Genomic DNA, 7,632 nt, shown 5'->3' with positions numbered 1-7,632 from the left:
CACGCCGCAGGCCGCGCGCCTGCTCGGCGACCTCGCGGCCGATCCCGGCACGGCGCTCGCCCTGCCCGCGACGAGCCGCGCGTGGCTGCGCGACGCCCTGGAGGGCGGCGCGGCGGCCCCCTTGAGTCTGCGCGACCGCGAGGGCCGCGCCCACGTGCTCAGCTTCATCGGTCGGACCGGCGAGGAGATCCTGCTCCGGCTCTCGCGCGACGACACCGCCGCCGGCCTCGAACGCCTGCGCGACCGGCTCCGCGTCACCGGCCGCGAGGCGGAGGTGCTGCTCTGGCTCTCGCGCGGCAAGTCGAGCCGCGACATCGGCGAGATCCTGGGCTTGAGCCCGCGTACGGTGACGAAGCATCTGGAAGGCATCTACGCCAAGCTCGGCGTCGAGAACCGCACCGCCGCCTCGGTGATCGCCGCGCGCCACCTGCAGGATCTGGGGTGAGCGACGCGATGGATGCATATGCCTGTGTCGGGCGGCATCAGCGCGTCCGCGCGGCCGCCCGTCCTCGAACACAGAGGACCAGCGCCACCTCGGTCAACGCCTGCGCCTGCGCCGCGGGATCGAGACGGCCGCGCTGCGGGCGCACCGCGTCGCGGGGCCGCTTCACCGAGGACACCGGGGGGATGTGGACGAACAGCACCGGGCACGGCTCGGCCAGGGCGCGGAAGTAGCTGGCGTTGCACAGGTAACGCCCGGCGTCGCGCGAGCCGACCACCGCCAGCCCGTGACGGCGCAGGATCGCCAGGGCCTGGGGCGCGACGACGGCATGACGCGCCGCCGGCTCGGCCGGATCGAGGGTGAGGCTGGCGGACGGGCGCCCCGACGCATCCGGGTAGAACCGGCTCGCCCGGTTGCAGGCCCGAGCCTCCACGCGGATGCGCTTGGCCCGCGAGGCGACGCCGAGCATCAGCACCGCCGCGGGTGCCTGCGTCAACTCCGGGACCAGCTGCGTGCCGACCGCGTCGTAGGTGGTGTCCAGCACCCGCACCCGCAGGGCGCGGCCGAGGGCGAGCCTGAGGCGGCTCGACCGTTCGAGACGGCGGGCGAGCGCCGCGCTCGGGTTGCGCGGCATGCCGGGAAACGGGCCGAACCCGGTGATCAGGAGAACCGGCGCTTCGCTCGAAGCTGTTGGGCTCAAAGCCCGATCAGCTCGGCGATGATTGCGGCGCCCGCAGCCGGAGAGGCTTCGCCCTTCGCCACGCGGCCTTCCGCCTCGGCGGTCGCCTTGCGCACCTCCGACGTGCCGACGAGGCGCTGGTGCAGGCGTTCGTGAACGAGGGCCCACATCCACTTCACATCCTGCTCCCGGCGCTTCTTCGCGATCTCGCCGGTGGCGGTGAGCTTCTGGCGATGGTCGACGACCCGGTCCCACATCGCGTCGAGGCGCAGGTTGTGGAAGCCCGAGATGGTGACCACGGGCGGCGTCCAGGTGGCGGAGGCCGGGGTGAGGATGTGGAGCGCGGCGCGGTACTCGCCGGCCGCGGCGTTCGCCCGCCGCTCGGCCTCGCCGTCGTCGGCCTTGTTGACCGCGATCATGTCGGCGAGCTCGAGGATGCCCTTCTTGATGCCCTGAAGCTCGTCGCCGGCGCCGGGCAGCATCAGCACGAGGAAGAAGTCGGTCAGGTCCGCCACCGCGGTCTCGGACTGGCCGACGCCCACCGTCTCCACCAGGATCACGTCGAAGCCGGCCGCCTCGCAGAGCAGCATGGTCTCGCGGGTCTTGGCGGCGACGCCGCCGAGCGTGCCCGACGAGGGCGAGGGCCGGATGAAGGCATTGGGATCCAGCGCGAGACGCGCCATCCGGGTCTTGTCGCCGAGGATCGAGCCGCCGGTGCGCGTCGAGGACGGGTCGACCGCCAGCACCGCCACCTTGTGGCCGGCGGCCGTGAGGTTGGCGCCCAGCGCGTCGATCGTCGTCGACTTGCCGACGCCGGGCACGCCGGTGATGCCGACGCGGATCGCTTGGCCGGTCTGCGGCAGCACCGCGTCGATCAGGTCCCGCGCGAGCGCCCGGTGGTCGGCCCGCTTCGATTCGGCGAGCGTGATCGCGCGGGCGAGCGCGGCCCGGTCGCCGGCGAGCAGCCGGGTTCGGAGCGCATCGATGTCGAGGGAGGCGGGCGTCATCCGCCCTTCATGCCGGGACCGAGGGCGTTCGTCGAGAGGCGCGGGCCCGTGTCGCCGCGCCCCTCCCGCGTCGCCGGATCAGCGCCGGCGGTTGCCGGCCAGCACCGAGGTCGCGGCCAGCACCGCCCCCACCGCCACGATCGACGAGGCGAGCGGGTGCAGGGTGCTGCGCGTGTAGAAGCTCCGGCGCATCACGTAGCCCGGATGGTCGCCGGATGTCCGCCCGGTGCTTCCGGCCTCGTGCGAGGCGCCCCCGGCTTGGTGCAAGGCGCCCGCGCGGCCACGCGCCGGCTCGTCGCGCAGCTGCTGGGCGATCATGGTGCGGCCGATCCGGTCGAAGGCGCGCGGTGCCAACCGTTGCGCCGCGCTCATCAGCCGGCCACCGCCGCCGATATAGATGTCGCGCTGCGGATGCACGGCGGCGTGGACGATGGCGTTGGCCACCTCCTCGGTGCGATAGACCGGCGGCGGCAGCTTCACCGCGCGGTCGGTGTAGTTCTTCGCGTTCTGCGGGAACGGCGTGTCGATCGCGGCCGGCTTGATCAGCGTGACCGCGACGCCCGCGCCCTCCTCCTCCAGCTCGATGCGCAGGGCGTCGGTGAAGCCCTTGATGGCGTGCTTGCTGGCGCAATACATGCCCTGCAGCGGAAACGCGACGTGGGACGCGACGCTGCCGAGGTTGATCAGGACGCCGCCCGTGCGCTTCAGGTGCGGAACGGCCGCCAGCGATCCGTTGACCACGCCCCAGAAGTTCGTGGCGAACAGGCGCTTGTTGTCCGCATCGACGACCTCCTCGAGCTTCCCGAAGATCGACAAGCCAGCATCGTTGACCCAGGTGTCGATCCGGCCGAACCGGGCGATCGCGGCCTCGGCGATGGCGTCGACGTCAGCCCGGTCCCCGACGTCGGCCACGACCTGGATGGCCTGGCCGCCGGCCGCCTTGATCTCGCTCTCGATCCTGGCGAGCGCGTCGCCGCTGCGGGCCGCCAGCACCACCTTGGCGCCGCGCTCGGCCGCCATGCGGGCGGTGGCCAGGCCGATGCCGCTCGAGGCGCCGGTGATGACGACGACCTGGCGGCCGAGGGGGTTTCGCGATCTGAACACGGCAAGTCCTTTCCGATCCTTCGGCGTCCCCCCTGCCCTCCCAACCGCCGCACGCCGCCTCCGTTCAGAATGCGTTTCCGCCGGACCCAGACGGCCAATGCCCGCAATCCACCGGGCGAACGGTCACGCTTGTGCCCTGCCATGGTCATGATCCTGCGGCACAGGCTAGGTCTCGGAGCCGGACACATCGCCGTCTCCCATCGCGCCGGACAGACCCGAGATCATGCTGCGCCAGCCTCCGACCCGCCGCGCCTTCGTCCGCCTTGGTGCCCTCGCGGGAACCGCCGTGCTGGCGCCGTCCCTCGGAGGTTGCGTCACGGACGGCCTCTCGACGGGCACGGTCGTGCTGCCCGAGCGGCAATCGGCCCTCGACGTGATGCCGGTGCTCCTGGTCGCCACCACGCGCAAGCCCGTCGGCAGCCCGCCCAAGCCCCCCTACTTCAACGCCGAGCGCGGCCGCGGCCTCAGCTTCGCCGAGGTGCGGCTGTCCCCGCCCGACCGGTCGCTGCTGGGCAAGGTCTCGTCGGTGATCTCCGGCGACTGGACCATCGGCGCGGTGCCGAAGGTCGAGACCGGCCCCGGCGCCGCCAACGCCTTCGCCGAGGCCGCGCTGGGGCGCGACGTGCTGATCTACGTCCACGGCTACCGCGAGTCGTTCGAATCCGCCGCCGTCAGCGCGGCCCGGCTCTCCGACGGCATCCGCTTCCGCGGCGTGTCCGGCCTGTTCACCTGGCCGTCCGCCGCCGCGACCTTCGATTACGGCTACGACCGCGAGAGCGCGCTGTGGTCGCGCGACGCCTTCGAGGACCTGCTGAAGGCGCTCGCCTCCACGCAGAGCGCCGGCAAGATCAACCTCGTCGCCCACTCCATGGGCACGCTGCTGACCCTGGAGACCCTGCGGATGCTGCGCGCCGAGGCCGGCGAGGCGGCGATGAACCGGATCGGCGCAGTGGTGCTGGCCGCCCCCGACATCGACATCGACCTGTTCACCGGCAGCGTCGCCAAGCTCGGGTCGGACGTGCACAAGATCACGGTGATCTCGTCGACCAACGACCGCGCCCTGGAACTCTCCGGCGCCATCGCCGGCGGCGTCGTCCGCGCCGGCGCCGCCGACCGCGAGCGCCTGGAGGCGCTCGGCGTGCGCGTCGCCGACGCCTCGGATTACGGCGGCGGCCTGATCAACCACGACCTGTTCCTGTCGAACCCGGAGGTTCAGGCCGTGGTCAAGCGCGCGATCTCGCGCGGCGGCAGCGGGGCTTAAGCCCGCTCACTCCATCCGCGTCGTCATCGTCTGCGGCGGCAGCGGCTCCTCGGGGGCTTCGGCGGCCTCCGCGTCGAGGTGGTCGATGACCGCGACGGCGTCGGCCCAGACCCGGAAGCCGACCAGCGGGTTCGGGCCGAAGGTGTGGGTCAGCGGCACGTCGGCGGCGTCGCGCCCGTAGGCGACCATGACCCGGCCGATGCGCGGCGCGTTGTTGCGCGGGTCGAACACGTGCCAGCGCCCGCCGAGGTAGACCTCCATCCAGGCGCAGAAGTCGCCGGCCGGGTGCGGCTCCGGCTCGCCGATGAAGCTGATGTAGCCGGTGCAGTAGCGGGTCGGCAGGTTCAGCGCCCGGCAGAGCGCCACCGCGAGGTGGGTGAAGTCGCGGCAGACCCCGCGCCCGCCCTGGTAGGCGTCGAGCGCCGTGCGGTCGCGGTGGGCGAACTCGTAGCCGAAGGCGAGGTGGGCGTGGACGAAGTCGCACACCGCCTGCACCCGCTCCCACCCCGGCGGGGTGTCGCCGAACAGCCGCCAGGCCTCGTCGGCGAGCAGGTCGGATTCGCAGTAGCGGCTCGGCAGCAGGAACAGCAGGGTCTCGGCCGGCAGGTCCTCGACGCGGTGCTGCGCGGCGTCCGGCGCCATCGGGTCCGGCAGCCCGTCGTCGGCGACGATCCCGTCGGTGCCGATGGTGAAGGCGCCGGCCGGCGCGATCAGGCGGCCGCAGAGGTTGCCGAAGCTGTCGCGGTACGTCTCGACCGGCACCGCGGGCTGGGTGACGATCGCATCCGGGGCCTCGAGGGCGTCGGCGCAGGAGGGATGCAGGTTGAGCATCACCACCATCGGCACGGGATAGGGGAAGGCGTAGCGCATCTCGCAGCCGAGCCTGATCCGCATCCGGAATTCCTTCTTTCCTGAAACTGGGGCCGGCCAAGGCTTGTGGTGGAAGGCGTATGGTCTGACGCGCGCCATCGCCGGGCCCGGACGACCGGACCCAAGCAGGAGGCGGACCGCGAAGGGCTCGGACGGCGCGATAATTCGGGGTTGGCGGGTGTACCGTTCCCCCCTACAGCATCCCCGCGACCGGATTGAGAGCGGTGCGCGGAAGTTCCAGAGCTTTCTTGCGGCGCAGGCGCGAACGGCCCGGATGCGGGCCTTTCGCAACACGGTAATCAGAGGGAAGTCAGCGATGTTCACGCTCGAGATCGAGGGCAAAGCCGTGGCGGTCATCAACGGCGACGAGGAGACCGCGCGCGACCTCTTCACCTGCGACGGCTTCAAGGAAGACATCCAGAAGATGACGAGCGACGGCGCGCCGCTCTGGAACGGCACCTCGGAGCTCAAGATCCGCGCCGCCAAAGAGGACGAGATCGAGATCTTCGAGGACGCGCTGGCCGAGGACGACGGCGAAGGCGACTTCGAGGACGACCCGCGCCACGCCGCCGCCGCCAACGACGCGACCACCGAAGAGGGCGAGGAGGACGAGGACGAAGCCGACATCGTCTTCCTCGTGGACATCGACGAGGCCGACGCCCTCGATTCGTGAGGGTTTCGGGCGTCCCGATCGAACGGGACGCCCTTCCCTAGCCGAAGCGACCGAGCGGGTCCGTTGTTCTCCTCGCACGAGGGGTGAGGCTGGCCCCCCTCTCCCCGCACGCGGGGAGAGGCCCGAAGGGACCTCGTCGTCCCTGCGGGAAGCGCAGGCGAAGCCGAAGCGGCGGTGAGGGGGAGGTACCGGACGAGACTCCTCCGTCGGCGTCCCCTCACCATCGGCTGCCGCCTCGCCGCGACGACGACGAGGTCGTCGCGGCCCTCTCCCCGTACGCTGGGCGAGGGGATGCGCGGAAGCGTCGGGATACGAGAGCTTGGCGCCCGGCGGATCGACGCCGCGGCTGACGACGCCTCAACCGGCGAGCCACTCCGTCACGCCCGCCGCGGTGCGAAAATCCTCCAGCGCCCGCACCCGCGCGTCGGGGATCGCCGAGCCGGCCATGGTCGCCAGCGCGTGGCCGGGGCCGAGTTCGAGTACGGTGGTGGCGCCGTATTCCCGGCAGGTGTCGAGGCAGGCCGCCCAGTCGATCGTCTGCGCGATCTGGCGCGCGAGTTTGTCGAGCCCGGCGGCGGCGTCGAACACCGCGGTGCCATCGAGACCGCCGACGAGGCGCGGGCCGGGGCGCGGCGGCTTTTCCTGAGGTGCCGTGCGTAAAATCCCGCCGAAGCGCAGGGCGGCGGCGGCGAGGAGCGGCGTGTGCGACGGCGTCCGCACCGGCAGCACCACCGCGCGCTGCGCCCCGGCGGCGAGCGCCGCGCGGCAGACGGCCTCCAACGCATCGACCGGCCCGCCGACGACGACGCTGTCGGGCGCGTTGCGGATCGCGAGGTGGCAGCCGTGCGCGCTTGCCATGTCCGCGATCCGCGCCTGCGGCAGGCCGCGGATGCCGGCGAGGCCGTGCCCCACGCCCGAGGCTGCATCCATCGCCTCGGCGCGGGCGGCGGCGAGCGCCAGCACGGTCTCGACCGAGAAGCGCCCCGCGCAGCCCCAGGCGGCGAGGTCGCCGATGCTGTAGCCGGCGACGATGCGGCGGGCCGGGGCGGATGCGGCGACGATCGTCCAGCCGGCGAGCGCCGCGACGCAGCACAGGATCTGCCCGGTGCGGTTCTCGTTGAGGGCCGCGCCGCCCGCCCGCGCGATGTCGCGCGGGTCGGCGCCGAGCAGCGGCTTGGCCGCCGCGAACACGGCCTGCGCCGCCGGCAGCCCGGCGGTGAGGTCGAACATGCCCGGGTGCTGGCCGCCCTGCCCCGAACAGAGGATCGCCAGCGTCACGGGGGCGGCGCCTCGATCGCATCCACGAACAGCGTCATCGCCAGCAGGTCGGCCGCGCCGCCGGGGCTGAGGTTCTGGGCGACGAAAACGTGGTGGAGGGCTTCGGCCGCCTCGCGCCACGCCGTCTGCCCGACGCCGCCGGCCGCGATGAAGCCGGCGGCCGCGTCGCGGGCGAAGGCGTAGCCGGCCTCGCCGCCGCGATGGAGCAGGTTTGTGTCCTCCACCGTCGCGATCAGCGCGAGGCAGGCCTCGACGTGCGCCGCCTCCGGGTCGTCCGGGCGCAGGCGCCGGCCGCGGGCCAGCGCCGGAAGGCCGACC

The 7,632-nt window shown here is 72.8% G+C and carries 9 protein-coding genes; 3 read left to right on the top strand and 6 right to left on the bottom strand.

Features of this window, described 5'->3' with window-relative positions:
- A partial coding sequence (locus tag FV229_RS23465) for a helix-turn-helix transcriptional regulator (RefSeq protein WP_246688312.1) occupies positions 1 to 445 on the top strand: 445 nt, incomplete at its 5' end.
- A 37-nt stretch (positions 446 to 482) separates the two neighbouring features.
- Here the strand turns inward: FV229_RS23465 and FV229_RS23460 are convergent.
- The 3 genes from FV229_RS23460 to FV229_RS23450 form a co-directional block, all read right to left on the bottom strand.
- Complete coding sequence (locus tag FV229_RS23460; RefSeq protein WP_246688311.1) at positions 483 to 1,142, bottom strand: peptidase C15; 660 nt, start codon at positions 1,140 to 1,142, stop codon at positions 483 to 485.
- Complete coding sequence (meaB, locus tag FV229_RS23455) at positions 1,139 to 2,128, bottom strand: methylmalonyl Co-A mutase-associated GTPase MeaB (RefSeq protein ID WP_147754263.1); 990 nt, start codon at positions 2,126 to 2,128, stop codon at positions 1,139 to 1,141. Before meaB ends, FV229_RS23460 begins: the two co-directional genes overlap by 4 nt.
- Before the next feature lie 78 nt (positions 2,129 to 2,206).
- Positions 2,207 to 3,232, bottom strand: coding sequence for an SDR family oxidoreductase (locus tag FV229_RS23450; protein ID WP_147754262.1), 1,026 nt, complete (start codon positions 3,230 to 3,232; stop codon positions 2,207 to 2,209).
- 223 nt (positions 3,233 to 3,455) lie between these two features.
- On the opposite strand from FV229_RS23450, the gene FV229_RS23445 reads away from it, so the two are divergent.
- A complete protein-coding gene (locus FV229_RS23445) occupies positions 3,456 to 4,493 on the top strand; it encodes an alpha/beta hydrolase (RefSeq protein ID WP_147754261.1) in 1,038 nt (345 codons plus the stop codon).
- Positions 4,494 to 4,499: 6 nt separating this feature from the next.
- Here FV229_RS23445 and FV229_RS23440 read toward each other — a convergent pair whose 3' ends face one another.
- Positions 4,500 to 5,387: a transglutaminase family protein gene (locus FV229_RS23440; protein ID WP_147754260.1), complete on the bottom strand. Its 888-nt coding sequence runs from the start codon at positions 5,385 to 5,387 to the stop codon at positions 4,500 to 4,502.
- A 292-nt stretch (positions 5,388 to 5,679) separates the two neighbouring features.
- On the opposite strand from FV229_RS23440, the gene FV229_RS23435 reads away from it, so the two are divergent.
- The gene (locus FV229_RS23435; protein WP_147754259.1) at positions 5,680 to 6,036 is read left to right on the top strand and encodes a hypothetical protein; all 357 of its coding nucleotides are present in this window, start codon (positions 5,680 to 5,682) and stop codon (positions 6,034 to 6,036) included.
- Between the two features lie 357 nt (positions 6,037 to 6,393).
- Here the strand turns inward: FV229_RS23435 and FV229_RS23425 are convergent, their stop codons facing one another.
- Both FV229_RS23425 and FV229_RS23420 read right to left on the bottom strand, forming a co-directional pair.
- Entirely contained in the window at positions 6,394 to 7,314 is a 921-nt protein-coding gene (locus FV229_RS23425) for an acyltransferase domain-containing protein (protein WP_147754258.1), read from the bottom strand.
- A partial coding sequence (locus FV229_RS23420; RefSeq protein ID WP_187275264.1) for a triphosphoribosyl-dephospho-CoA synthase occupies positions 7,311 to 7,632 on the bottom strand: 322 nt, incomplete at its 5' end. The genes FV229_RS23420 and FV229_RS23425, both read right to left, overlap by 4 nt.

The organism is Methylobacterium sp. WL120, assembly GCF_008039465.1.
Lineage (GTDB): Bacteria > Pseudomonadota > Alphaproteobacteria > Rhizobiales > Beijerinckiaceae > Methylobacterium > Methylobacterium cerastii.
Note: the sequence above shows the minus strand (reverse complement) of the source record. Positions and strands in the feature narration are given on the sequence as shown.

What these genes read in the sequence shown, in the direction of transcription:
- meaB (WP_147754263.1), bottom strand. Translation starts at nt 2,128, where the DNA reads ATGACGCCCGCCTCCCTCGACATCGATGCGCTCCGAACCCGGCTGCTC.
- FV229_RS23440 (WP_147754260.1), bottom strand. Translation starts at nt 5,387, where the DNA reads ATGCGGATCAGGCTCGGCTGCGAGATGCGCTACGCCTTCCCCTATCCC.
- FV229_RS23435 (WP_147754259.1), top strand. Translation starts at nt 5,680, where the DNA reads ATGTTCACGCTCGAGATCGAGGGCAAAGCCGTGGCGGTCATCAACGGC.
- FV229_RS23445 (WP_147754261.1), top strand. Translation starts at nt 3,456, where the DNA reads ATGCTGCGCCAGCCTCCGACCCGCCGCGCCTTCGTCCGCCTTGGTGCC.